The sequence below is a fragment of the Kribbella sp. ALI-6-A genome, from assembly GCF_001984195.1.
Lineage (GTDB): Bacteria > Actinomycetota > Actinomycetes > Propionibacteriales > Kribbellaceae > Kribbella.
In genome coordinates, this window is the sequence record NZ_MTQN01000008.1 from 483986 (window position 1) to 507426 (window position 23441).

The following is a 23441-nucleotide window of genomic DNA, read 5'->3' on the forward strand; positions in this document are numbered from 1 at the left end:
CAGGGAACGTCCTGCGTCCAGGAGCGCCGGATCGACGCCTTCGAGCAACGGCTGACTCGGCGTCGCCGCTGGACACCGGCCGCGTCAGGTTTCCGTCATGCCGGATTCCGACAGTTGGTGACCGGGAGCGCGGGCTGAGTACAGGCTGATACTGACTCCATCAGACCGCCTCCGGCCGTCGGCCGGCAGTCACCAGGAGTCCGCATGAAGAAGTTGCTCGCATGGCCGGTGGCCGCGGCCACGCTCAGCCTGGCTGCCGGCTTGGCCGTTCTCCCGAGTCAGGCCGCGGTGCCGGCGGTGACCGAGGCCGCGGCGCCGGGCCGGCTGAGTCCTGAGGAGTCCGAGGCGCTGGTCGCGCGGGTCAAGTCCCTGCTTCCGGCGGACATGGATGCCCGCCTGCTCGCCGTCCAGGAACGCCTCGGGCTGGAAGAACAGGAGCTGGTCGGCGGAGTCATCGATCCCTCCGACTACCAGTGCTCGCCGGGGAGCCCGGTGCGGGACTGGCTCGAGTCCACGAAGGCTTCGTGGACAGCGGCCGATCACGGCACCGCCAACTTGATCTCCACCCTGAAGCCGCATCTTCTCGACGCCCTGCTGTTCCCGCGGCCCGCCGGGCCGCTCGTTTTCGGCACCGGCGGCCAGGACACCACCGACATCACCCACAGCTTCCGCGACCTGCAGCGGTTCTGGGACATCGAGTCCGGCGACATCGAGCTCACCCCGTTCCACGGCACGGTGCTGCTCGACCAGGCCCGCCTCTTCCAGGTTTTCCACCGCGCCTTCGGTTTCGATGTGACCACCTCGACCAACCTGGCCGGCCTGATCAGCCAGCTGGCGAACCAGCCGCAGTTCGACTACGGCAACCACCCGACCTTCACGTTCAACGCCTTTGCCTTCAGCAACCGCGGCGTACCGTTCCCCGGCATCGGCCAGGTCGCGGACAAGATCCTCATGGGTGACGGCGTGCTGGCCGGCTACCGCGCGGTCGGTCTGGACGACGTCGCCGCCGAGGCGATCGTCGCGCACGAGTTCGGTCACCACATCCAGTACGAGCTCGACCTCACGGCCACCACGCTCCCGGCGCCGGAGGCCGCGCGCCGGCTCGAACTGATGGCGGACGCCTTCGCCGGCTACTACCTCCACCACGCCCGCGGCTCCGCCCTGCAGACCAAGCGGATCAACCAGTTCGTCGAGTCCTTCGCCCAGCTGGGCGACTGCTCCTTCGACGCCATCAGCCACCACGGCACCCGCAATCAGCGGCTGGCCAGCTCCCTGTGGGGCACCCAGGTCGCCGACGCCGCGCGCCCGCAGAGCACCATCCTCCCGAGCCGGACCTTCGGTCAGCTTTTCGAGCAGAAGCTCCCGGAGCTGATCGCCCCCGACGCGGGCTGATCCCCACCTGACGTACGCCGAGGGCTGCCGACCACTGGTCGGCAGCCCTCCGATCGTTGCTGGCGGCTACTTCTTCCGCGGTGGCGCGGTGCTGTTGCGAACGACGAGTTCGGTGGGGACGGCGACCGGGTCGTGGTGGTGTTCGCCGGCCTGGATCTCGCGGATCAGGGCGTCGACGCTGCGGCGGCCGACCTCGGCGAAGGACTGGCGGACGGTGGTCAGCGGCGGCCAGAAGTGGGCGGACTCGGCGGTGTCGTCGAAGCCGACGACGCTGAGGTCGCCGGGGATGGAGCGGCCCTTCTCGTGCAGGGCGCGGAGCAGGCCGAGGGCCATGTGGTCGTTGGCGACGAAGACCGCGGTGACCTCGGGATCGGCGGCGAGTTCCAGGCCGGTTTCGTAGCCGGAGCGCGGTGACCAGTCGCCGACCAGCACAGGCGGGACCGGGCAGCCGCGTTCGGTGAGGGTCTGCTGCCAGGAGCGGAGCCGGCGGGCGGCGGCGAACGACGACGGCGGGCCGCCGAGGTGCCAGACCGTCGCGTGACCGAGGTCGAGCAGATGCTCGGTCGCCAGCCGGGCGCCCTGGGCCTGGTCGGTGTCGACGATCGGATAGTCGTAGTGGGCGCTGGAGTCGACGACGACCACCGGCAGACCCTCGGGCAGCATCACCTCGGCCTCGTCGAGCTGATGGGCCTCGATCAGGATGATCACGCCGTCGACGGCCTGCTCGCCGAGCCGGGTGAACGCGGTCGACACCGCCCCCTGGGTCGCGTCGAGCACCGGCAGCAGGTTGACGGCGTACCCGCTGGTGGTGGCGGCGGTCGCGATCGCGTCCAGGGTGCGCGTGTTGCCGAAGCTGGACAGCTCGAAGACGATCACGCCGATGCTGCGGAACTGCCCGTTGCGCAGCGCGCGGGCGGCGCTGTTGGGCCGGTAGCCGACCTCGCGCATCGCGGCGAGCACCCGGTCGCGGGTGGCGGCGTCGACGTTGGCGCGGCCGTTCGCCACCCGGGACACCGTCTGGCCGGACACGCCGGCCACCCGCGCGACGTCGGCCATCGACGAGCCGCGGCGGCGTCGTACGGGAGTGTCCTCCGCTGTCATCGAGCCTCTCCTCCGGTCACACCGAACCATAGACATGTTGACGTAAACACGCTACCGTCACGGCGATCATGTTGACGTCAACATCGACGTGTCCCGCGCGTCGATCGACCAGAAGGAGGGCGGCACGTCGATGGCCGACTCCGTTGCACTGCGCTCCCGGCGCGCCTGGCTGCACCGCGACACCAAGGGCTGGATCTTCGTCGGCCCGTTCCTGGCGGTGTTCGCGCTGACCTTCCTGGCGCCGATCGGGTACGCCATCTATCTCAGCCTGTTCCGCGAGCAGGCGTTTTTCGGCGGCACCACCTTCGTCGGGCTGGCCAACTACGCCGACGTGCTGCGGGACGCCAAGTTCTGGGAGTCGTTCGGACGGGTCGCATTGTTCCTGGTGGTCCAGGTGCCGGTGATGCTGGTGCTCGCCCTGCTGGCCGCGCTCGCGATCGACAGCGCCCGGCTGCACGCGTCGGGCTTCTTCCGGATCGTGATCTTCCTGCCGTACGCCGTACCGGGCGTCGTCGCGGTCCTGCTGTGGGGCTACCTGTACGGCACCAACTTCGGCCTCGCCGCCGACCTCAACGACCTGTTCAACACGACCGCGATCCAGCCGCTCAGTCAGCACTGGATGCTGCCGTCGATCGCGAACATCGTCACCTGGGAGTTCGTGGGCTACAACATGCTGATCTTCTACTCGGCGCTGCGGACCGTGCCCGAGGAGCTGTACGAGGCGGCCGCCATCGACGGTGCCGGCACCTGGCGCACCGTGCTCGCGGTCAAGCTGCCGGCGCTGCGCGGCGCGATCGTGATCGCGACCATCTTCTCGATCATCGGCAGCTTCCAGCTGTTCAACGAGCCGAACATCCTGCGCACGCTCGCGCCCAACGTGATCACCACCTACTACACGCCCAACATGTACGCCTACAACCTGTCCTTCGCCGGACAGCAGTTCAACTACTCCGCCACGGTCGCGCTGGTGATGGGCCTGTTCACGGCCGTCATCGCGTACGTCGTCCAGCTGCGCGGTTCGCGGGAGGCACTGTGACTACGACGACGTCCCCGCTGCGGCCCCGGCGTTCGCCGCTGCTCACCGGCCTGATGCTGCTTTACCTCGTCTACACGCTGGTCCCGCTGCTCTGGCTGTTGCTCAGTGCAACGAAAACCCAGGCCGACCTGCTCGACAGTCCGGGGCTGTGGTTCGGCGATCACTTCGCGCTGTTCGCCAACATCAAGGACACCCTCACCTACGACGGCGGCATCTTCGTCCGCTGGCTGGGCAACACCCTGCTGTACGTCGTGGTCGGCGCCGGGGGAGCGACGCTGCTGTCGACCGCGGCCGGCTACGGCCTGGCGAAGTACAAGTTCGCCGGCCGGCGGATCGTCTTCGCCGTCCTGCTGGGCGCGGTCGCCGTGCCCGGGACGGCGCTCGCCGTACCGACGTTCCTGATGTTCTCCGACCTCGGCCTGACCAACACGGTCTGGGCGATCATCATTCCGTCGCTGATCAGCCCGTTCGGCCTGTACCTGATGTGGGTCTACGCAGGCGAGGCCATCCCCGGCGATCTGCTCGAGGCGGCCCGGATCGACGGCGCCGGCGAGATCCGGATCTTTTTCACCGTCGCGCTGCGACTGCTGGCCCCGGGCATCGTCACGGTGCTGCTGTTCGCGGTGGTCTCGACCTGGAACAACTACTTCCTGCCGCTGATCATGCTCAGCAAGCCGAGTCTCTACCCGCTCACCGTCGGGCTCACCCAGTGGAGCAACCAGGCGACCGGCGTGGGGGCCCGTCCGATCTACAACCTGGTGATCACGGGGTCGCTGCTGACCATCGTGCCCCTCGTCATCGCCTTCCTCCTTCTCCAGCGGTTCTGGCAGTCCGGCCTGACCGCGGGCAGCGTCAAGCAGTGAAAGGCAAGCTCATGAGAACAGCAGCCCGGCGGATCGCCGTCGCCGCGGTGGTCCTGGTGACCGCGGCCCTGGCCGTCCCCGCCACCGCCTCACCCGCCGTCACCACCCCGAAGAACACCAGCGAGTTCCGCGGCGTCAACTGGGCGGATCCGCGCGACAACTACGCCTCCGACGAGGTCGTGCCGAGCGGGCTCAGCACCGCCGACGACTACGCGACCACGTACCGCCGGGCGACCGGCATCGTCGGCGAGTTCCGCCGCGAGCTGGGCGCGAACACGATCCGGATGCCGATCAACCCCTCCAGCGTCGGCACCAGCTGGTGGACGTCGTACCGGGGTGCGATCGACGCGGCGACCCGGCAGGGATTCAAGGTGATCCTCAGCTACTGGGAGGCCAACGACGCCAAGGACGGCAGGGTCGACGACCAGGCCGCCTTCGACACGATGTGGAACACCGCCGTCGCGGCGTACCGGACGAATCCTCGGGTGTACTTCGAACCGATGAACGAGCCGTTCGGCTACTCGCTCGGCGAGTGGGTCTCGCTCACCTCGTCCTGGCTGGCGAACCATCGCGACGTCCCGCGCGGCCGCGTCGTCATCTCCGGCACCGGCTACAACGACGACGTCACCGGCGTCGGCGCGGCCCGCGAGCTCAAGGGCACGCTGTTGTCGCTGCACTTCTACGGCTTCTGGGACGACGCCACCACCGAGGCCGAGTGGCTGGCCAACCTGCGGCCGCGGATCGGCGAGTACGGCGCGCGCACGATCATCGACGAGGCCGGGGCGCCGATGACGACCGGACTGAACTACGGCAACCACGAGGGCAACGTCTACACGTCGTACTTCGGAGCCCTCACCCGGACCGCGCGGGAGCTCGGCATGGGCGTCGTCTACTGGCCCGGCCTGCGGACCGGCGACGCGTACTCGCTGACGACGCTGGTCGGCGAGCGGGATCTGGAAGTCAACAGCGAGTCCGGGCTGGCACAGCTGCAGTGGGGCTGGGGACTGCTCGCGGAGGAACCGGTGAACGACCTGCCGCCGGCGCCGCCGGGTGAGGTGCTGCGCGGAGTGGCGAGCGGCCGCTGCGTCGACGTACCGGGCTTCTCGACGACCAACGGGACCGCCCTCGATCTGTGGGACTGCAACGGCGGCGGCAACCAATCCTGGAACCTGACCGCTGATCAGCAGCTGACCGTGTACGGCACGAAGTGCCTGACCATCGGCGGCGACGGCGCGAGCGCGGGCAGCCCGGCGATCATCACCGACTGCACCGGAGCGGCCAACCAGGCCTGGCAGTTGCACGACGACCTGTCCGTCAGCAGCGTCGCCCACCCCGGGCTCTGCCTCGACGCCGCGGGCGCCGGGACGGGCAACGGGACGCCGGTCGACGTGTGGTTCTGCAACGGCGAGACGAACCAGCAGTGGACGCGCTCGTAGCGATGAACGCGCAGAAGAAGTCGAACAACGAGAGGAACACCGCAATGAAGAGCAGTCATCGGCGCAGCGCGAGGCGGCTTCTGGTCGTCACCGCGGCCGTCACCGCCGCGTCGCTCGTCCTGGCCGCCTGTGGCGGATCGGACCAGGCCGGCAGTAGCAGCCAGCCGCAGGGATCGGCCGCGGCGGTCGACGAAGCCCTGGCCAAGGGCGGCACCATCACCTACTGGAGCTGGACGCCGTCCGCCGAGGCGCAGGTGAAGGCGTTCGAGAAGCAGTACCCGAACGTCAAGGTGAACTACGTCAACGCCGGCACCGGCAACGACCACTACACCAAGCTGCAGAACGTCATCAAGGCCGGCTCGGGAGCGCCCGACGTCGCCCAGATCGAGTACCAGGCGCTGCCCCAGTTCGCCCTGCCCGGTTCGCTGGTCGACCTGCGCGAGTACGGCTTCGACAGCCTCGAGTCCGCCTACACCGCCTCCACCTGGGGCGCTGTGCACGCCGGCGACGGCCTGTTCGGGCTGCCGCAGGACTCCGGGCCGATGGCGCTGTTCTACAACAAGGAGGTCTTCGACAAGTACGGCCTGACCGTGCCGAAGACCTGGGACGAGTTCGTGGCGGCCGGCAAGAAGCTGCACCAGGCGGACCCGAAGAAATACATCACCAACGACACCGGTGACGCCGGCTTCGCCACCAGCATGATCTGGCAGGCCGGCGGCAAGCCGTTCACGACCGACGGCAAGAACGTCACGATCAACCTCGCCGACGACGGCACCAAGAAGTGGACCGGGGTCTGGAACCAGCTGGTCACCGGCGGCCTGGTGGCGAGCATTCCCGGCTGGTCCGACGAGTGGTTCAAGGCGCTCGGCGACGGCACCATCGCGACGCTGCCGATCGGCGCCTGGATGCCCGGCGTCCTGGAGTCGTCGGTGAAGGCCGGCGCGGGCAAGTGGCGGGTCGCCCCGCTGCCGACGTACGACGGTCAGCCGGCCACCGCGGAGAACGGCGGCAGCGCCCAGTCGGTGCTCAAGCAGAGCGCGAACCCGGCGCTGGCGGCGGCCTTCGTCCGCTGGCTCAACCACGGTGAGGGCGTCAAGCCGTTCCTGTCCAGCGGCGGTTTCCCGTCGACCGTTGCCGACCTCAAGGATCCCGCGTTCGTCGACAAGAAGAGCGCGTACTTCGGTGGCCAGGCGGCCAACCAGGTGCTCACCGCCGCGGCCGGCACGGTGGTCAAGGACTGGAGCTACCTGCCGTTCCAGCTGTACGCCAACAGCATCTTCGGCGACACCGTCGGCAAGTCCTACCAGGCCAAGACCGACCTGGACCCGGGACTCAAGGCCTGGCAGGACGCGCTGGTGACCTACGGCAACCAGCAGGGCTTCCAGACCAACAGCTGACGCCGGTCCTCCGGCAGAAAGAGAGTCATGTCCGACTTCGCGATCGGTGAGTCCGACTTCCTGCTCGACGGCGAGCCGTTCCGGATCCTGTCCGGCGCCCTGCACTACTTCCGGGTGCATCCCGACCTCTGGGCGGACCGGATCGCCAAGGCGCGCCGGATGGGGCTCAACACCATCGAGACCTACGTGCCGTGGAACGCGCACAGCCCGCGCCGGGGCGAGTTCGACACCACCGGCATGCTCGATCTGGGCCGGTTCCTGGAGCAGGTCGCGGCGGCCGGGCTGTACGCGATCGTCAGGCCCGGACCGTACATCTGCGCGGAGTGGGACAACGGCGGCCTTCCCGCCTGGCTCTTCCAGGAGCCGGGCGTGGGCGTCCGCCGGCACGAGAAGCGGTTCCTGGCGGCGGTCGAGCGTTATCTCGAGGACGTGCTCGGGATCGTCCGGCCGCTCCAGGTCGACCAGGGCGGTCCGGTGCTGCTCGTGCAGGTCGAGAACGAATACGGTGCCTTCGGCAACGATCCCGAGTACCTGGACGCGGTGGCCGGAATGATCCGCAAGGCCGGGATCACCGTGCCGCTGGTCACCGTCGACCAGCCGACCGGGCCGATGCTGGCGGCGGGCGGACTGGACGGCGTACTGCGGACGGGGTCGTTCGGATCCCGCAGCGCCGAGCGGCTGGCGACCCTGCGGGAACACCAGCCGACCGGGCCGCTGATGTGCATGGAGTTCTGGGACGGGTGGTTCGACCACTGGGGCGGACCGCACCACACGACCAGCGTCGAGGACGCCGCCCGGGAGCTGGACGCGCTGCTCGCGGCGGGGGCGTCGGTGAACATCTACATGTTCCACGGCGGCACGAACTTCGGGCTCACCAGCGGCGCGGACGACAAGGGCGTGTTCCGGCCGACGGTCACGTCGTACGACTACGACGCGCCGCTGGACGAGGCCGGGCGGCCGACAGCCAAGTACGACGCGTTCCGTGAGGTGCTGTCGCGCTACACGGACGTGCCGACGGAGGAGGTGGCTGTCCCGTCGGCAGCGGCGCCGGAGTTCAGCGTGCCGTTGGGTGAGCCGGTCCGGCTGCTGACGGATCCCAGCGCGTGGGGTTCGCCGAGCTGGCACGCGGCGATGCCGACTCTCGACGAGCTGGGGGCTCGGCTGGCGCTCTTCCGGACCGAGATCGACCGCGACGGGCCGGTGCTGCTGAGCATCGGCGAGGTGCGCGACCGGGCGCTGGTCTTTCTCGACGGCGACCCGGTCGGCGTACTCGAACGGGATCGGCGGGATCGCGCGCTGATGCTTCCGCGGGGTCGGGGCCGGCTGGAGATCGTGGTCGAGGACCAGGGCCGGGTCAACTACGGCCCGCGGATCGGCGAGGTCAAGGGCCTGATCGGTGAGATCCGGCTCGGCGCGGAGCTGCTCACCGACTGGTCGGCGTGTTCGGTCGACCTGGACGGCGTACCGACCGTCTGGGGCCGCGCGACGGTGGACGGTCGGGCCGGCATCGGCCCGACCGCTTGGCGAGCGTCCTTCCGGGTCGGCAAGCCGGTTGACCACTTCGTCAGGACCGATGCCTGGGGCAAGGGAATCGCCTGGGTGAACGGCTTCTGCCTGGGCCGCTACTGGCATCGCGGCCCGCAGCACACCCTCTACGTGCCCGCACCGATCATCCGCGCCGGCGACAACGAGCTGGTCGTGCTCGAGCTGGAGACCTTGGCCGATCCGACCGTGCACTTCGTCTCGGACCTCGCTCTGGGGCCGGTCGAGGACTGAGTACGGCGGCCTGCCCGGACGGGAGACCGCGAGGGCAGGCCGCGAGGCGTCAGCTCGGACTCTCGTCGGACAGCCGGCTCAGAGCCTCGACCAGCTGGCCGCGGCTGGTGATGCCCAGCTTGGGAAAGACCTTGTACAGATGCGCTGCCACCGTGCGATGCGACAGATAGATCTGGTCCGCGATCTCCTTGTTGGTCAGCCCCGCGGCCGCCAGACGCATGATCTGGAACTCCTGGGGCGTGAACGACACGTCACCGCAGGGCTCTCGCACTCCCGCCGGTGTGACGCCCGCGGCGCGCAGCTCGGCCGCGGCACGTTCGGTCCACAGCCGAGCTCCGCAGCGGTCGAACAGATGGTGCGCGGCCGCCAGCTGTTCGCGCGCGGCGGCGATCCGCCGCTCGCGCCGGAGCCATTCGCCGTACGCGAGCCTGGTCCGGGCGACCTCCAGGACCGCAGGGCAGTCCTGAGCCTGCTCGACGGCCGCTTCGAATCTCTCCGCCGGGTCGTCCCCACCCAGTACGGCGTGACTGCGGTGCACCAGCATCCACAGGTGGGCCGAGCCGAAAGCCGCGGCTTCCTTCTCGGCAACGGCCACCACCTCGGCGGTCTCGGCGGTCTTGCCGGACCGCACGGCCGCCTCCGCGAGGTCACCCAACGCCCACAGCCGTGTGGTCGGGTCCATCGACAGGTCGTTCAGGACGATCCACGCGTCGCGGAAACGTCGCTGCTGCAAGGCGAGGACGCCGACCGCCCAGTTGCTGCGAGCAACCGTCGAGGTCCACGCCAGGTCCGCCGGCTGCGATCTGGTGCGCTCGACCGCCCGCGCGGTCTCCGCCGCATCTCCACGCCAGGCGTGGCCGAGCGCGCCCGAGGCCGCCGCTGCCGTCGCCACGGAGGTCAGGCCCAAGTCCGTGGCCATCCGCTCGGCCAACGCCGCGTCGGCGATCCCGTCCAGAACACTCCCGGTGAGAACGCGGGCGCAGGCCAGCCACGCGAGCAGGTGTGCTTCGTCGGCCGTGCCGCCGGTACCGCGCAGATGGTGATAACCGGCCAGCAGACCGGCCTGCGCCGTGGCCAGATCCTGCATCCGCTCCGCGGCCAGACCGACGGTGAGCAGCACACGGGGATCGGTCACCGCGGGTGGCAGCAGCGTCGGCAACTGGTCGCGGAGGTGTGGTGCGCGACCCTCAGGATCCAGCAGGGCCAGGGCGATCTGCTGCAGCGGATTGCGCCGTTCGAGTTCGACGGAGTCCAGTTCGTCGAGCAGAAGCTGACGGTTGCCGGAGCGCTGCGGGCGAAGCGCGAGTTGAACCGCGGCAGCCCACAACAGAACGACCCGTTCCTCGGCGTCACCCTGCGCCAGGCGACGCAGCAGGTCGGGCACGGTGGTTTCGCTGCGCAGGGGCAGGCCGGCCATCAGCGTGCTGACGATCTCGGTGCTGGCCAGCTGGACCGCCACCCCGGCGTTGCCGGCCAGAGGCAGCGCTCGTTCGACGGCGCGCACCGCCTCGCGGGTCAGACCGGCGCGGCGAGCGTTCTCGGCCGACGCCGCGAGGCGCCGTCCGCGCTGACCCGGGTCGGGCGACAGCGCGGCCGCGCGGTCGAAGAGGGCTGAGGCTTCCGCCTGCGCTCCGCGAAGGCCGGCGTCAGCCGCTGCCGTTTCCAGATCAGCGGCCAGTTGCTCGTCGGCCGCGAACGCCGCCGCGGCGCGGTGCCAGACCGAGCGCACCGGGTCGCCGATCACCGCGCTCAGCGCCCGGTGAGAACCGCGGCGCTCACTGGTCGACGCGGCGCCGTGCACGACCGAGCGCATCAGTGGGTGGCGGAACCGGATCACGCCCTGCCGGACCTCGACGACACCCGAGCGTTCCACCGCGTCGAACGCTTCCGGTCCCGCTCCGAGCGCCTGACCGGCAGCGAACAACTCGTCGACGCTGAGGGCCTGGTCGACGGCCGCGAGGACCAGCAAGGTTCGCGACGCCGGCGGCAGCCCGGCGACCTGATCCAGAAAGGCTCGCTCGAGCCGGCGGGTGGTCGGCAGGAACTCGGGTAGCGCACTGCCGCCGGGAACCTCGTCGGCCACAACGCGGGACAACTCGGTCAGCGCCAGGGGATTGCCCGCTGCCTCCCGCAGCACACGATCCTTGACCGGCCGGCTCAATGAACCAGCGACGTCGTCCAGTAACCGGGCCGCTGCGTCCTCGGGAAGCGGACCGAGCGCCAGCTGCAGCGTCGAGGCCGATCGCAACGCGTCCAGCTCGTCCCCGCGACTGGTGACCAGCATCAACAGCCGGCTCGGGCCCAACCGACGGGCCACGAAAGCGATCGCGTCGGACGTCGAACGGTCGAGCCACTGCAGGTCCTCGACGACCACCACGACCTTGCGGTCCGCGGCCAGCTCCTCCAGCAGTCCGAGGACGGCGAGGTTGACCATCAGCCGCTCCGGAGCGGGATTCTCCTCGATCCCGAACGCGCCGAGCAAGGCCTGCCGCTGCCGTGGCGGCAGTGCTGCAGCCCGGCCGAGCACGGGATGCAGCAACTCGTGCAGCGCCGCGAATCCGGACGGTGCCTCGCTCTGTGTCCCCGCGCACCGCAACTCGAGGAACCCGTCGGCGCGTGCCACAGCCGCGGCCTCGTCGACCAGCGCGGACTTGCCGATGCCCGCGTCACCAGTGATCACGGCCAGTACACCGCCGTCGTCGACGGCGGAGATCGCCGCCCGCAGACGATCCAGCTCGTCCGTCCGGCCGATCAGCTTTTCACCCACCCGAGACGCTTCCTGTCGCCGTGTCCCCGCGTCGGCCCAGCCGTCGCGGCGTCGCCGACCATGTTAGGTGACATTTCACCTAATTCCAATGTGCTCCCTCAGCGGGCCGGGAAACAGTCATCTGACGGATGGTGGCCGCCCGGCCCGGTCGCGCACGATCGTCGTCAGCGAGCCACCCCTGACGAAAGGAAGATCCGATGAGTGATCCCGTCAAGCCGGTGCTGGAGCCGGCCGCGCAGGCCTTTGCCGATGCGAACTCCACCCCGCCGTTTCTGTACCAGTTGACGCCGGAGGAGGGCCGCAAGATCGCCGACACCGTGCAGACCGATCCGACGCCGGTCCTGCTGGATGCCGACATCTCCGACCTGACCGTCGAGGGCGGGCCGACCGGCACCGTGCGGGTCCGGATCGTGCGGCCGGCCGGCGCCACCGGCGTACTGCCGGTCATCTTGTACTGCCACGGGCTCGGCTGGGTCTTCGGCGGGCCGACCACGCACGACCGGCTGGTCCGCGAGCTGGCCGTCGGGGCCCAGGCCGCGGTGGTGTTCCCCGACTACGACTTGTCGCCGGAGGCGAAGTACCCGACCGCGATCGAGCAGATCTATGCCGTCGCGACCTGGATTCGCGACGCCGGGGCCGAGCAGAGCCTGGACAGCACCCGGGTCGCGGTCGCGGGCGACTCGGTCGGCGGCAACATGGCCACGGTCCAGACCATTTTGTCCAAGCAGCGCGGCGGACTGCACTACCAGGGCCAGCTGTTGTTCTACCCGGTCACCGACGCGAACTTCGACACCGGCTCCTACGAGCAGTTCGCGGAGGGCTATTTCCTGCCCCGTGAGGGGATGAAGTGGTTCTGGGACCAGTACACGACCGATCCGGCCGAGCGGGCCGAGATCACCGCGTCGCCGCTGCGCGCTTCGCTCGACGAGCTGGCCGGCCTGCCGCAGGCACTGGTGATCGTGGCCGAGGCCGATGTACTGCGCGACGAAGGCGAGGCCTACGCGGCCAAGCTGCGCGCCGCGGGCGTGCCGGTCACCGCCGTTCGCTACGGCGGGATCATCCACGACTTCGTCGGCCTGAACCCGCTGCGCCACACGTTCGCCGCCGAAGGCGCCATCACCCAGGGCGCGGCCTTCCTGTCCCGGGTGCTCGGCACCGACTGAGCGGTCGTCGCCGGGTCCGGCGGGTGGCGCGACGCGGACCGTCCCGGATGCGATGATGCACCTGATCCGTACGACAGTCACGGTCAGCCGAAGCCGAGGATATGTCCGACCACCATCGCCTACCGCCCGAGTCGCCGTACGCCTTCCTCTCGCCGGCCGAGGCTCGTGCCTGGTTCGCCTACATGAAGCTGCAGCTGAGACTGCGCTACGAGATGAACCGCCAGCTCCGCGCCGACAGCGGCATCTCGCTGGCCGACTACGACGTACTGGTCGCCCTGACCAGCGAGTCGGACGGACGGATGGGGATGTCGGCACTCGCCACGCGCATCGGATGGGAACGCAGCCGCACCTCGCACCACGTCAAGCGCCTCGAGGCTCGGGGGCTGCTCGACGTCACCCCGTCGGCCGAGGACAAGCGCGCGGTCGACGTCACCCTGACCGAGGCCGGCCGGCAGAAGCTGCTGGAGGCGGCGCCGCAGCACATCGAGCTCGTGCGCTCGATGTTCTTCGACGGGCTCAGCGCGGACGCGCTCGCCCACCTCACCACAGCGCTCGAGGACATCTACGAAACCGTGATCGAGCGCGGAACACTGCCCCGGCCGGTCGACCACCCCTGAGTTGACCGACAACCGAGCGCCGGCGGCGGAGCCGCCCCGGCGTACTGAGCTCGTGCGCTCAGGGATCTCTGACTTGCGACGAAAGGAATCGTCATGGCCGACACCATGGCCGAGTTGATGACCAGCAATCTGAACCTCGTCTTCGGCGAACGGGACCCGGCCGCGCGGCGCGCCGTGGTGGACCGGATCTACACCGAGGACGTCACGTTCGCCGACGCGGAGGGCGTGCTCACCGGGCGCGACGCGCTGCACCAGAAGGCGCAGGACCTGCTGGACGCCGCGCCGGACTTCGTGTTCACCGAAGCCGGTCCGGTGTACCAGGCGCAGGATCTGGGCTGCCTGGCCTGGAACTTCGGACCCGCGGGGCAGCCTCCGGTCGTCTCCGGGATGGACATCGCCATCGTCGAGAACGGGCGGATCGCCTCGCTGCACACCGTGCTGACCACGTCGTGAAAGGAATCGAACCGATGAAGACCCTCTCCGTGATCGGAGCCGGCAACCTCGGAGCACAGATCGCCCGCGCGGCCGTGGCGGCCGGCCTGTCGGTGGTGATCGCGAACTCCCGAGGCCCGGAATCCCTGGCAGAGCTGGTCTCCGAGCTCGGGCCGGCCGCCCGAGCGGCCGACCCGGCCGACGCGGCCACGGCCGGCGACCTCGTCGTGCTCTGTACGCCGCTGAACAGCTATCCGGATCTGCCGGCGGCTCAGCTCGAGGGCAAGGTGCTCGTCGACGCGACCAACTACTATCCCGAGCTGTTCGGACCGATCCCGGAGTTCGACAGCCGGTCGATGTCGTCGTCGGAGTTCCTGCAGAGCCGGCTGCCCGGAAGCGTGGTGATCAAGGCCCTGAACAACCTCGGCGCCGCAGACCTCACCACCGACGGTCAGCCGGCCGGCAGCCCCGGCCGGCGTGCGCTCGCGGTGGCAGGCGACGATCCCGACGCCAAGGCGCGGGTCGTCGCGTTGGTCGACGCGCTGGGCTTCGATGTGATCGACGCCGGTCCGCTGAGCGAAGGATGGCGCTTCCAGCGGGATCAGCCGGCGTACGGGATCAGACTGGACGCCGACCAGATGCGCGCCGCACTCTCGGACGCCAAGCGCTAGCCAGTGAAACGCAACGCGGCAGTCGTTCTGACTGCCGCGTTGCTGCTCACGCCGCGCTGCGGTGCAGGCGGGCTTCGGCTTGGTCGAGCAGGGCGGTCAGAGCGACGGGTGGGTGGTTCCAGAGAATCTCGGCGCGAGCGTTGTGCAGCGCCGGCCACACACTGGCCGCCCAGGCGACCTCCAGTTCGTCGTTGGTGAAGGCGGAGCCACGTTCGTCTTGGTAGGCGTCGAGGAACGCCTCGGAACTCGCCAGCGGTGCCAGCGTCGGTGTCTCCGCGCTGGTGAAGGCACCCGAGGCGGCACCGACCAAAGCCGCTTCCGGCAGCCAGGCCACGCTGTCCCAGTCGTGTACGACGTACGGCGTGTTCTGGTCCCAGCGCAGATTCTGGGCTTCCCAGTCGGCGTGCCCGAGGACCTGTCTTTGCGAGCTGGAGGCGAGCAGTCGCTTGCGCGCCCGGGCGGCGACGGCCACCAAGTCGTGGGGGAGAGAGTCCGCGCCTGGCCGGCGATCGTGCAGCTCGTTCGGCGGCCAGTGATCGGGACCGTCGTGATCCCAACGCACCCACTCCGGATTGGGCAAGGGAGGGGAGAGGTGCAGGCGGCTGGTCACCTGCGTGCAGGCGGCGTACAAGCGCGCCGAGCGCTCGGCTGCGTCGACGCCGGTACCGCGGTCGATCTCACCGCCGGGCAGCCATTGCTCGGCATGCACGGCGAGGCCGTTCACCATGCTCACCTCGGTCAGCGGTGTTGCGCACGGCAACCCTGCCTCGCGAACCGCGCGCTGCACAGCGAGGCAGATCGCCACGCGCCCAGTCGGATCGGGCCGGGCCTTGACCACCACCTCACGCCCGTCGTCCAGTCTGACCGCCTTGACCTCGGACATCACCGATGCGGCCAACAGCTGCTCGATCGGGGCGGCCCCGAGTCGGGATTCGCACCACGCCACCAGCCACGGCTCGAAGGCTTCACCCACCATGGCAACACCCTGCCAGTTGCGCACACCTGCAACGAATCCGCCCTTGTCGGCGGCGACGGCGAGCCGTACCGTGCGGGACAGGCGTGGGGGGACCGCGCGACAGGTCGACGTTCCGTGGGGGGACACATGAGACTCAGAACGATGCTGACTGCCGTCCTGGCTGCCGGGCTGGCGGTGTCGGTGGCGATGCCCGCAGCCGCTGTCACGCTGCCGAAAAACGGTGACCTGGTGTTCGTCGAGTCCATCGACGGCATCGCGACGCAGGCGTCGGGGGCGGCGTACGTCGTACAGACCGATGGGGCGTACCCGAAGTTCTCGCCGAACGGCCGGCAAATCGCCTTTGTCCGTGGTCACGGGGTCTGGACACGCACACTGAGCGACGGCAGCGAACGACTCGTGCACCAGTATCCGGTGGAAGCGGGCAACAACTGGATGACGCTGGCCTGGTCACCCGACGGTGGTTCGATCGTCACGGCGTACAGCCTGCAGCTGGACCGGATCATCGTGAGCACGGGGGCACGATCGATCATCTACACGGCGCCGGCCGGCACGACCGGGCGGCTGACCTCGCCGGCCTGGTCGCCCGACGGCAACCGGATCGCCTTCAGCAACGGCAACACCATCAAGCTCGTCCACCCCGACGGCAGCAACGTCCGCACGCTGACGTCGAGCCCGGTGGGCGTCATCAACGACTACCCGGACTGGTCGCCGGACTCGCAACGGATCGCCTTCATCACCAACCGGTACCGCGGCGCCCAGCACAGCGAACTCGTGATCCTGCCCCGCAGCGGCGCCGGCCGGCCGTTCCGGGTGAGCTACACGTCGTACCCGCAAGGCATCTACTACAAGGGCGTCGCCTGGTCGCCGGACGGCAAGAAGATCGCCGCCCTGCAGTTCAACCGCAACGCCCTCCCGGACGACCAGGACAGCGACGAACGCTTCAAGGTTCGCGGCTACCTGCCCGATGGCTCCCACAGCTACTCCCTCACCGGCCCGATCAAGGGCGACGACGGCTCCGAAGGCCTCGACTGGGCCCCGAAGCTGTCCTGAGCAAGGGATCGGACAGGACGCCGCGGAAGGTCATGGCGTCGCGCCGGTTGTTGTTTCGGTTTGCGTGAGTGCGGCGAGAAGTTGCAGCTTCTCGTCGCTCTCGCTGTTCTTGTCGGGGTAGTAGACGACGAGCAGGACATCCTCGACGGGGAGCTTGTCGCGGTGGAGCTGTAGTTCACCGACGACGGGGTGGTCGACGGTGACGCTGCCTCCGTCGAGCGTACGGACGTCGTGCCGGGCCCAGAGGGTGCGGAACCGTTGGCTGGACAGGGCGAGCTCCCCGACGAGTTCCACGAACCGCGGGTTGTCGGTGTCGTCGCCGATCGTGGTGCGCAGAGCGCCGACGAAGGAGGCTGCGGCGTCGGCCCAATGGGGGTGGAACGCTTGTTCCTCGGCATCGAGGAACAGCGAACGCAACCGGTTCTGCCCCGGCTGCAGGCGCGGATTCAGCGCGACGGCCATCGGGTTCGACGCCAGTACGTCGAACGCCCGGCCTTCGACGAACGCCGGGACCTGAAGGTGCGCGAGCAGTTGGTGCACGCGAGCCGGGACGTGCTCGGGTCGCTTGCGCCGTGGTGACCGGGGGCGCGCCGCGGTGAGGCCGAGCAGATACGTGCGCTCGACGTCGTCGAGTCGCAGCACCCGGGCGAGTGCCTCGAGGACCTGAGGTGAGGGATTGGTGTCGCGGCCGCGTTCCAGGCGCAGGTAGTAGTCGGGGCTGATGCCGGCGAGCAGGGCCACCTCCTCCCGGCGAAGGCCGGGGACACGGCGGTTGCCGCCGGGCGGGAGACCTGCCTGCGCCGGGGTGACGAGTTCCCGCCGGGCGCGCAGGTAGCTGCCGAGCCGGTTGCCGGATTCCTCATCCTTCATACCTCCACCGTAATGCGGCGTACGGGGGTGGAGAGGGGCCCTGTCAGGACCAGGCAAAACCGGGGCCGTCCCACTCGCGGCGGATGCGGCCAAGACTGCAGGCGAGACGTTCCGCGGCACCGCGGAACGCCACCGCAGGCGCTCCGGACTCCGGCGGCGCCCTGAAGAAAGGAAGATCCCGTGGATCTGTCCAACCGCACCGTTCTCGTCGTCGGCGGGACCTCGGGGATCGGCCGGGCGCTGGCCCGCCGATTCGCCGCGGCGGGAAGCACCGTCGCCGTCGGCGGCCGCAGTACGCAAGCACTGGCCGAACTCGCCGCGGAAGGCTTCGGCACCGTCGGCATCGATGTCACCGACAGCGCGTCGGTCGCGTCAGCTCGCGACGCCGTCCTCGCCCGGTACCCCGAGCTGGACACCGTCGTGACGATGTCGGGCGTCATGCTCCTGGAGGACCTGCGCGACCCGGCCCACTTCGAGGCGGCCCAGGCGACGATCGACACCAACCTGGTCGGAACCATCCGGGTCATCGACGCCTTCACGCCGCACCTGGTCGGCCGGGGCGTCGGCACGTTCGTCACCGTCACGTCCGGCATCGCCTTCCTGCCCTTCCCGCCGATGCCCACGTACGCCGCCTCGAAGGCCGCGGTGCACGCGTACTCCGAGGCGCTGCGCGCGCAGCTCGACGGGACCGGCGTCGGCGTCGTCGAACTCGTCCCGCCGGCCGTCGCCACCGCCGGCCAGGAGAAGGTCAACCCGCACGCGCTGCCGCTCGACGCCTTCATCACCGAGGTCGTGCAGTTGCTCTCAGCCGATCCCACTCCCCGCGAGATCGTCGTGCAGGCGGCCCTGATGCACCGTTGGGCCGAGCGCGACGGCACCTACGACGACCTCGTCGCCCAGCGATCGAAGGCCCTGGCGATGCTCGGAACCCGTTGACTCGCCTGGCAGGCGGTTCCGATCAGGAAGAACCGTCTGAGCTGTGCCGCCGATTGCCGAAGGGTCCACCCGCTGCGAAAGCGAGGTCCGCGAAGCGCGTCCCGATCAGCGCGTGGGTCTCGGCGCTGGGATGGAGCCCGTCGGGCAGCGGGTACGTCGCGGCATCGGCTTCGCCGTACAGGGACTGGCCGTCGAGGTAGTGCAGGTTCGCGTCGTCGGAGCGTGCTTCGACGATCTCCTGGAGCGCCGTACGGATGACCCGCAACGTCAGTCGCCCCTGCGCGGTGTCGCCCGGTTGTCCCGTCGCGATGAACTGGACCGCGTCGGTGCCGAGGGTGGCCGGATCGAACGCGCCCGGTCCCGGAGTGTTTTCGTGCACGGCGCAGAAGATCGGCGAGATGAGCAGCAGGGGAGTGGTGGGATGGCCGTCGCGGATGGTGTCCAGGAAGCCGTGGACCGCGGGCACGAAGGTGCGCAGGCGCATCCCGTCCAGGTTCACCACGTTGATGCCGAGCTTCGCGCTGATCAGGTCCGCGGGGGTGTCGCGGATCAGGCGCGCGATGAACGGATCCACCACGGCGCTGCCGCCGAAGCCGAGGTTCTGCAACCGCACCCCGCCGCGCTGGGCGGCGAGCACGGGCCAGATGCCGGTGGGGTTGGTGGCGTTCGAGCCGTGACTGATCGAGCTGCCGTGGTGCAGCCAGACAGGGCCGGTCGGGGTGACGGCCCGCACCGGTGCGTCGGAGTGCAGGGCGATCAGGTCGACCTGTTCGTTGTGCGGCAGCCAGATCTCGATCGTCTTCTCTCCGCCCGGAAGATCGTCCACCGTGACGTGGTCGGATTCACCCGGAAGGAACGTGCTGGTGCCGGTTCGCAGGTCGAGCTCGACGCTGTCGCCCTCGGCAAGGGTGTGGGACGTCTGAAGCTTGCCGTCGACAACCAGGTCGAGGTTGCCGCGGGCCCGTTTCACGCCCCGGTAGGCGACGCGGGTGGCGTGCACCTCCAGGGTGAGGCGTCGAGCAGTCGTCACGACCGCGATCCGCACACCCGACGGCTGCGCCTCCATCATCTGCAGCTGAGGGTCGGCGTAACGTTCGCGGACGAGTCGCGGAAGCCGGTGCGGACGCAGCCCGCGGTTGGTCGCTTCGAGCTCGATCGCGCCGTGGACGAGCTCCGCCGTGAGCGGCGTGGTGATCATGATTTCTCTTTCGTGCGAAGGCTTTCGCGGTCGTGCCAATGGGTCAGCAGGAGGTGCAGGGAGTCGAGCAGTTCCTGCCACGACCGCTCGGCGGCAGGAGTGCTGTGGGCGAAGCTCCCGATCCGCTCGAGGTTGAGGAATCCGCTGAGCGCGCTGCCGACGATGCGGATGGCGTGCGTCCGGTCGTCGCCGGTGATTCCGTAGCCGAGCAGGACGGCGTCGTTCACGCGCACGATGCGACGCGCGGCCGGCGCGGCGACTGCGTCGGCGCCCGCGCGGCGCTGCAACGACTCCCACCGGCCGGGGTGGTCCTGGACGTAGCTGCGATGCGCGTTGCCGAACCCGACCAGAGCGTCGTACTCCGAACGCCCCGCGATGGCGTCGCCGATCCGTTCCGCGAGCTCGTCCAGCGCCAGGACGGTGATCCCGTCGCGAAGCGCTGCCAGGTCGCGAACATGCGTGTAGAGGCTGGGCGTCTGTACGCCGAACGACCGCGCGATCGCGGCGAGCGTCACGGAGTCGAAGCCGCCGGCGTCAGCGATCTCGGCTCCGCGGGCGATCACCGCGGTGCGGGTCAGCTGCGTGCGGTCCATGACACCACCCTAACACCATTAGGTCAAATCCTAATGGTGTTAGGGTCGGTTGACCGCTCCAGGTCAGCTGCTCGGGCAGGTGTCGCGGTACTCCGAGATGGCGCGATCGCCGGTCGGCGCCGGGCAGAGGAACTGTTCGTAGCGGGTGTCGTCGTCGATGAACCGCTTGAGCCAGGAGATGCTGTACTTCGCGATCGTCGTGTTGGACGTGTTCGGGGCGAAGTGCGAGGCGCCGGCGAGTTCGAGGTACGCCTTGTCCGGAGTGCTCGGAAGGCTGTTGTAGAAGGGTTCCGCGTGGGTGGTGACCGACGCGACCGAGTCGTTCTGTGCGCCGACGATCAGGGTCGGTACCTGGTTGCCGGACCAGTTCTTGGTGGTGTTCCAGGGAGTCAGCGGGATCGCCGCCTGCAGCGCCGGCTGGTCCTTCGACGCCTCGAGGCTGCCGCCCCCGCCCATCGAATGGCCCATCACGCCCAGCCGGGAGGCGTCGATCCGGGTCCGGACCGAGCTGCGCTGGGTGAGGTAGTCCAGAGCCGCGAGCAACTGATCACCCCGGCTGGACGGCTGGTCGTACCGCGTCAGCGTGTCGATCGTGAAGATCACGAAGCCCTGCGACGCCAGCCGCGGGCCGAGCCAGCTCATGCTCGACTGGGAGGCGGTGTAGCCGGGGGCGATCGCGACCGCACCGAAGGTGCCTTCGGCGGTGCTGGTCGGGTAGTAGATGGTCCCGCCGCCGAAGCCGCTGACGACGGCCCGGGAGACCGACTGCTGCGAGGTCGCGAACGGGCCGCGGGCGGCCTCGATGCCGGCGGTCGTCGGTGCGGGACCGCGCTCGTACGGATTCTCGGCCGCCTGCGCTCCCGGTACGACGGTCAGCCCGCCGGCGGTGAGTGCGAGCACCGTGGTGACCAGGCCGAGCAGTCGCGCGGCCGGTCGGTTTCTGCGCGTTGAGTGGTTCATCAGACCGCGACTCCTTGCCAGAGAAGGTCCCGCCCCGTCGCCCCTCGGCAACACCTCGGTGAGACATTAAGGGCGAATGTTTCACCCGGCAAGACTTCGCCTACGGTTCGTGACGCACACCACGCGAAGCGTCACCGAGCACCAGGGCGCGGTACAGCCGCCCGACCTCCGCGGGCCGGGCCGGGCGCCCGGCGATCACGTCGGCATAGAAGAACGACTCGGCCATCCGGACCAGCGCGTAGGCCAGGTCGTCGACGTCCAGCAACGGCGTGAATCCGCCCGCCTCGGCATCACGCCGCAACAACCGCGCATGCGCCTCCCGTACGCCGGGGTGCACGGTGCCGAACGGATCGGTCAGCACCCGGATCGCGAGCAGCGGCTCCTCGTCCAGCAACCGGCGTACGCCGGTGTTGGTCGCGGCGCGGATCCCGTACCACTCGAGTTGCTTCAGGCAACGAAGCTCGCCCTCGGGCGTGTGCAGCGCGTCGCCGTACTGGTCGATCCATCGTTGCTCGCACAGCTTCAGCGACCGATCCGACAACCAGGCCAGCGCCGACCCCAGCAGCTGTTCGCGATTGCCGACCCGTCGGAACAACGTCGCCCGCGACAACCCGAGCTCCGCGGCCACGCCGTTCAGCTCCACCCGCTTGCCGTCCGCGATCTGCTCCGCCGCATGACGAACGATCTGCTCAGCCGAAACCACCACCACGGCCGCAGTCTAGTCAGCGGAGCCACTCGCGACCGGAGCCCCGTCATTGGTCTTCGTCCTGAACCTGCCACGACGACGCGCAACCGGAGAGCCGCGGCTAGTCTCACCAGGGATTTCGACTTCGAGGAGGACCCGATGGGCTACCAGGAACGTCGAGCCAAGCAGATCGCCGCGCAAGCCGCACCACATCTGGAGCCCGGCGAGCAGATCCAGACGGGTTTCCTCGCAGTGACCGGCGGCGCGATCTTCAACACCGGCTGGTGGGTCGTCGTCACCGACCGCGCGATCCTGGTCGTCCGCCGCGGACAGTCCGTCCGTGTCCCCCGCGACGTGGTGTTCGGCGAACCGAAGGGGGTCTACCACCCGATCGTGCTCGATCAGCGGTACCGGGTGCACCGGCAGTTCTACCAAGAACTCGTCGCCGCCGACGAAGCACTTCGGCAGATGCGGGCCGGTGACAACCCGGCGCAGTGAGGCGAGACGGGTCAGCGCCTTGGGAGGTACCTTCCCCCGGGCAATCGCGGCAATGCCGCAGGCTGATCAGGCTGGCACCCAGCTACGCAGGTCAGGCTCGGCCGTCCGGGCTGCGCGCAAGTGGTCGAGGAACGCGGCCAGACCGGGATGCCGGTTGTCGGTGTGCCAGATGATCGCGTGGGGATAGACCGGCGTGGGTTCGACGATGGGAATCCGGCGCAGATCGTACGCCTCGGGCCAGAGGTACCGGGTGCCTTCGCCGACCAGGGTCGCGAGTTCGGAGGAGCCGGCGAGTTCGTCCAGCAGCACCTCGGACCCGAAGCTCGGGCCCGCGGTGTCGATCCTGAGGGCGAAGGTGGCCGCGAGTTCGGCGTAGTACCGGCCCCACTCGGAGTCGGCCGGCAGACCTGGCATCCAGATCGGGTACGACGTGAGCTGGGCGAGTGTGAGCCGGTCGGCGGAGGCGAGCGGGTGCCGGGGCCCGACCAGCAGTTGATGCCGGTCGTCGATGACCCGCTCGGCCCGCACCTGCGGGTCGCTGTGCTCCCGCGGATACCGGAACGTGGCGTCAATGGTGCCATCGGCAACAGCAGCGACGGCTTCCTCGGGAAGGGCGTGCGACAGCTCGACGACTTCCAGCTCGATGCCGGGGTGCAGCTGGTGAAAGGCGTGCAGTGCGGCGGCCGGCGCCGTCCGGCGATTGAGTACGTCGATCCGCAGCGCGCGGCGTCCCGTCCGTACGGACGCCTCCGCTCGCCCTGCGACCCGGAGCAACTCGCGGGCATGCGGCAGGAAGGCCTGGCCGTCGACGCTCAGTTGGGCCCCGCGCGGAGAGCGGGTGAAGAGCAGGACGCCGAGATCCCGTTCCAGCGCCGCGATGCGTTTGGACACAGCCTGCTGCGTGATGCGCAGGTGGTCCGCGGCCGCCTGGAACTGTCCGGCATCCGTCACCGCCACGAACGTCCGAACGGCCTCGAGATCCACGCGGCAACTGTAGGCGGACAACCAGGCGTTGTGGCGCGGC

At 69.5% G+C, this 23441-nt stretch carries 22 protein-coding genes; 13 read left to right on the forward strand and 9 right to left on the reverse strand.

The window, feature by feature from the left end; genetic code table 11:
• The first annotated feature begins 204 nt into the window (after positions 1-204).
• Complete coding sequence (locus BWI15_RS08300; RefSeq protein ID WP_077013707.1) at positions 205-1392, forward strand: neutral zinc metallopeptidase; 1188 nt, start codon at positions 205-207, stop codon at positions 1390-1392.
• A 66-nt stretch (positions 1393-1458) separates the two neighbouring features.
• Here BWI15_RS08300 and BWI15_RS08305 read toward each other — a convergent pair whose 3' ends face one another.
• Positions 1459-2493, reverse strand: a complete 1035-nt coding sequence (locus tag BWI15_RS08305) for a LacI family DNA-binding transcriptional regulator (RefSeq protein ID WP_077013708.1) — start codon at positions 2491-2493, stop codon at positions 1459-1461.
• 130 nt (positions 2494-2623) lie between these two features.
• Here BWI15_RS08305 and BWI15_RS08310 point away from each other — a divergent pair, with 130 nt between their 5' ends.
• Genes BWI15_RS08310 through BWI15_RS08330 form a run of 5 tightly spaced genes read left to right on the forward strand, consistent with a single transcriptional unit; the run spans position 2624 to position 9001 of the window.
• Positions 2624-3529: a carbohydrate ABC transporter permease gene (locus tag BWI15_RS08310; protein WP_077013867.1), complete on the forward strand. Its 906-nt coding sequence runs from the start codon at positions 2624-2626 to the stop codon at positions 3527-3529.
• The gene (locus BWI15_RS08315; protein WP_202817592.1) at positions 3526-4392 is read left to right on the forward strand and encodes a carbohydrate ABC transporter permease; all 867 of its coding nucleotides are present in this window, start codon (positions 3526-3528) and stop codon (positions 4390-4392) included. Before BWI15_RS08310 ends, BWI15_RS08315 begins: the two co-directional genes overlap by 4 nt.
• Positions 4393-4403: 11 nt before the next feature.
• A complete protein-coding gene (locus BWI15_RS08320; protein ID WP_077013709.1) occupies positions 4404-5828 on the forward strand; it encodes a ricin-type beta-trefoil lectin domain protein in 1425 nt (474 codons plus the stop codon).
• Positions 5813-7225, forward strand: a complete 1413-nt coding sequence (locus BWI15_RS08325; protein WP_237771193.1) for an ABC transporter substrate-binding protein — start codon at positions 5813-5815, stop codon at positions 7223-7225. Before BWI15_RS08320 ends, BWI15_RS08325 begins: the two co-directional genes overlap by 16 nt.
• A 27-nt stretch (positions 7226-7252) precedes the next feature.
• Entirely contained in the window at positions 7253-9001 is a 1749-nt protein-coding gene (locus tag BWI15_RS08330; RefSeq protein WP_077013710.1) for a glycoside hydrolase family 35 protein, read from the forward strand.
• Positions 9002-9050: 49 nt separating this feature from the next.
• Here BWI15_RS08330 and BWI15_RS08335 read toward each other — a convergent pair whose 3' ends face one another.
• Positions 9051-11768, reverse strand: a complete 2718-nt coding sequence (locus BWI15_RS08335) for a helix-turn-helix transcriptional regulator (RefSeq protein ID WP_083750611.1) — start codon at positions 11766-11768, stop codon at positions 9051-9053.
• Positions 11769-11965: 197 nt separating this feature from the next.
• Between BWI15_RS08335 and BWI15_RS08340 the strand changes: the two genes are divergently transcribed.
• The 4 genes from BWI15_RS08340 to BWI15_RS08355 all read left to right on the forward strand — a co-directional run bounded on the left by BWI15_RS08340 (position 11966) and on the right by BWI15_RS08355 (position 14651).
• On the forward strand, positions 11966-12931 hold the full coding sequence (locus BWI15_RS08340) for an alpha/beta hydrolase (protein ID WP_077013711.1): 966 nt from the start codon (positions 11966-11968) through the stop codon (positions 12929-12931).
• Between the two features lie 101 nt (positions 12932-13032).
• The gene (locus BWI15_RS08345; protein WP_077013712.1) at positions 13033-13548 is read left to right on the forward strand and encodes a MarR family winged helix-turn-helix transcriptional regulator; all 516 of its coding nucleotides are present in this window, start codon (positions 13033-13035) and stop codon (positions 13546-13548) included.
• A 93-nt stretch (positions 13549-13641) separates the two neighbouring features.
• Positions 13642-14001 (forward strand): nuclear transport factor 2 family protein, encoded by a 360-nt coding sequence (locus BWI15_RS08350; RefSeq protein ID WP_077013713.1) that lies wholly within the window; start codon positions 13642-13644, stop codon positions 13999-14001.
• Between the two features lie 14 nt (positions 14002-14015).
• The gene (locus tag BWI15_RS08355; RefSeq protein ID WP_077013714.1) at positions 14016-14651 is read left to right on the forward strand and encodes an NADPH-dependent F420 reductase; all 636 of its coding nucleotides are present in this window, start codon (positions 14016-14018) and stop codon (positions 14649-14651) included.
• Between the two features lie 46 nt (positions 14652-14697).
• Here the strand turns inward: BWI15_RS08355 and BWI15_RS08360 are convergent, their stop codons facing one another.
• Positions 14698-15627, reverse strand: coding sequence for a hypothetical protein (locus BWI15_RS08360; protein WP_077013715.1), 930 nt, complete (start codon positions 15625-15627; stop codon positions 14698-14700).
• 141 nt (positions 15628-15768) lie between these two features.
• On the opposite strand from BWI15_RS08360, the gene BWI15_RS08365 reads away from it, so the two are divergent.
• Positions 15769-16677 carry a PD40 domain-containing protein gene (locus BWI15_RS08365; protein WP_077013716.1) on the forward strand — a complete coding sequence of 303 codons (909 nt, stop codon included), beginning with the start codon at positions 15769-15771 and terminating at the stop codon, positions 16675-16677.
• 30 nt (positions 16678-16707) lie between these two features.
• On the opposite strand, the gene BWI15_RS08370 is transcribed toward BWI15_RS08365, so the two are convergent.
• The gene (locus tag BWI15_RS08370; RefSeq protein ID WP_077013717.1) at positions 16708-17547 is read right to left on the reverse strand and encodes a helix-turn-helix transcriptional regulator; all 840 of its coding nucleotides are present in this window, start codon (positions 17545-17547) and stop codon (positions 16708-16710) included.
• Between the two features lie 180 nt (positions 17548-17727).
• On the opposite strand from BWI15_RS08370, the gene BWI15_RS08375 reads away from it, so the two are divergent.
• Positions 17728-18483 (forward strand): SDR family oxidoreductase, encoded by a 756-nt coding sequence (locus BWI15_RS08375; protein WP_077013718.1) that lies wholly within the window; start codon positions 17728-17730, stop codon positions 18481-18483.
• Between the two features lie 22 nt (positions 18484-18505).
• On the opposite strand, the gene BWI15_RS08380 is transcribed toward BWI15_RS08375, so the two are convergent.
• From BWI15_RS08380 to BWI15_RS08395, 4 genes are all read right to left on the reverse strand, one after another.
• Positions 18506-19681, reverse strand: a complete 1176-nt coding sequence (locus tag BWI15_RS08380) for a GDSL-type esterase/lipase family protein (protein WP_077013719.1) — start codon at positions 19679-19681, stop codon at positions 18506-18508.
• The gene (locus tag BWI15_RS08385; RefSeq protein ID WP_077013720.1) at positions 19678-20274 is read right to left on the reverse strand and encodes a TetR/AcrR family transcriptional regulator; all 597 of its coding nucleotides are present in this window, start codon (positions 20272-20274) and stop codon (positions 19678-19680) included. The genes BWI15_RS08380 and BWI15_RS08385 overlap by 4 nt, the downstream gene beginning before the upstream one ends.
• A 63-nt stretch (positions 20275-20337) precedes the next feature.
• Positions 20338-21234: a bis(hydroxyethyl) terephthalate hydrolase gene (gene bdeA / locus BWI15_RS08390; RefSeq protein ID WP_083750613.1), complete on the reverse strand. Its 897-nt coding sequence runs from the start codon at positions 21232-21234 to the stop codon at positions 20338-20340.
• Between the two features lie 100 nt (positions 21235-21334).
• A complete protein-coding gene (locus tag BWI15_RS08395; protein ID WP_077013721.1) occupies positions 21335-21943 on the reverse strand; it encodes a QsdR family transcriptional regulator in 609 nt (202 codons plus the stop codon).
• A 135-nt stretch (positions 21944-22078) separates the two neighbouring features.
• On the opposite strand from BWI15_RS08395, the gene BWI15_RS08400 reads away from it, so the two are divergent.
• Positions 22079-22417, forward strand: a complete 339-nt coding sequence (locus BWI15_RS08400; protein WP_077013722.1) for a hypothetical protein — start codon at positions 22079-22081, stop codon at positions 22415-22417.
• A 66-nt stretch (positions 22418-22483) separates the two neighbouring features.
• Here BWI15_RS08400 and BWI15_RS08405 read toward each other — a convergent pair whose 3' ends face one another.
• Complete coding sequence (locus BWI15_RS08405) at positions 22484-23401, reverse strand: LysR family transcriptional regulator (protein WP_077013723.1); 918 nt, start codon at positions 23399-23401, stop codon at positions 22484-22486.
• Positions 23402-23441 lie beyond the last annotated feature (40 nt).

Excerpts from the sequence above, each read along its gene's own strand:
- BWI15_RS08360 (WP_077013715.1), bottom strand. The coding sequence starts at position 15,627 with ATGGTGGGTGAAGCCTTCGAGCCGTGGCTGGTGGCGTGGTGCGAATCC.
- BWI15_RS08310 (WP_077013867.1), top strand. The coding sequence starts at position 2,624 with ATGGCCGACTCCGTTGCACTGCGCTCCCGGCGCGCCTGGCTGCACCGC.
- BWI15_RS08330 (WP_077013710.1), top strand. The coding sequence starts at position 7,253 with ATGTCCGACTTCGCGATCGGTGAGTCCGACTTCCTGCTCGACGGCGAG.
- BWI15_RS08350 (WP_077013713.1), top strand. The coding sequence starts at position 13,642 with ATGGCCGACACCATGGCCGAGTTGATGACCAGCAATCTGAACCTCGTC.
- BWI15_RS08380 (WP_077013719.1), bottom strand. The coding sequence starts at position 19,681 with ATGATCACCACGCCGCTCACGGCGGAGCTCGTCCACGGCGCGATCGAG.
- BWI15_RS08345 (WP_077013712.1), top strand. The coding sequence starts at position 13,033 with ATGTCCGACCACCATCGCCTACCGCCCGAGTCGCCGTACGCCTTCCTC.
- BWI15_RS08385 (WP_077013720.1), bottom strand. The coding sequence starts at position 20,274 with ATGGACCGCACGCAGCTGACCCGCACCGCGGTGATCGCCCGCGGAGCC.
- BWI15_RS08340 (WP_077013711.1), top strand. The coding sequence starts at position 11,966 with ATGAGTGATCCCGTCAAGCCGGTGCTGGAGCCGGCCGCGCAGGCCTTT.
- bdeA (WP_083750613.1), bottom strand. The coding sequence starts at position 21,234 with ATGAACCACTCAACGCGCAGAAACCGACCGGCCGCGCGACTGCTCGGC.
- BWI15_RS08365 (WP_077013716.1), top strand. The coding sequence starts at position 15,769 with ATGCTGACTGCCGTCCTGGCTGCCGGGCTGGCGGTGTCGGTGGCGATG.
- BWI15_RS08370 (WP_077013717.1), bottom strand. The coding sequence starts at position 17,547 with ATGAAGGATGAGGAATCCGGCAACCGGCTCGGCAGCTACCTGCGCGCC.
- BWI15_RS08305 (WP_077013708.1), bottom strand. The coding sequence starts at position 2,493 with ATGACAGCGGAGGACACTCCCGTACGACGCCGCCGCGGCTCGTCGATG.
- BWI15_RS08355 (WP_077013714.1), top strand. The coding sequence starts at position 14,016 with ATGAAGACCCTCTCCGTGATCGGAGCCGGCAACCTCGGAGCACAGATC.
- BWI15_RS08400 (WP_077013722.1), top strand. The coding sequence starts at position 22,079 with ATGGGCTACCAGGAACGTCGAGCCAAGCAGATCGCCGCGCAAGCCGCA.
- BWI15_RS08320 (WP_077013709.1), top strand. The coding sequence starts at position 4,404 with ATGAGAACAGCAGCCCGGCGGATCGCCGTCGCCGCGGTGGTCCTGGTG.
- BWI15_RS08300 (WP_077013707.1), top strand. The coding sequence starts at position 205 with ATGAAGAAGTTGCTCGCATGGCCGGTGGCCGCGGCCACGCTCAGCCTG.